The organism is Vibrio sp. 970, assembly GCF_033339075.1.
The window spans coordinates 1-525 of record NZ_JAWOTW010000780.1 but is presented as its reverse complement, the minus strand read 5'-3'; the positions used below and the strand labels follow the sequence as shown (position 1 = coordinate 525).

Annotated in this window: 1 pseudogene; it reads left to right on the top strand. The window is 41.0% G+C overall.

From position 1 onward, the window contains the following. Positions 1-76 precede the first annotated feature (76 nt). Positions 77-525: pseudogene (locus tag R7Q11_RS29150) on the top strand (OmpA family protein); the annotation flags it as partial.

Sequence of the window (525 nt, the reverse complement as noted above, 5' to 3'; positions counted from 1 at the left end):
TTATTAAAAAAATCGAAGAATTAATTCAAAAAGGATCTCGTGGTACTGGTGAATCGAGACTATATGGGTGAAAGATATGACCAATAAAAAAGTAATGGCAGTAATGCTGGTGGTCGGTTTTACAACGTTAAATGCCAATGCCAATGCCAATGCCAATGCCAATGCCAACGACATCAGTTCAACATTAACAGAGTACTGCGCCACTGCGTTTTATGAATATTCGCATTCAATCACAGTCGGAGAAGTGACGGGCGTTGGCACACATCGCAATGGTTTTTTGCAAGTGACCGAAAAAAGCGATGACCAAGCTCTTAAACAGGCACTGATGAAAAAATCATCACTGTTAACCGATCCGAGTGAATGTTTAACCTATATCTCAAACTTAGGTATTGCACAATTTAGTGGTGAAGTGGGTGACAAGGGACAACTGGTTGCACGGGTTCACTTTGCTTTTGATCGTTTCAATCTTTCATCATTGGCTAGAGATGTGTTAAGCAGTGTGGCGCGTCAATTGGCTCTAAGTAA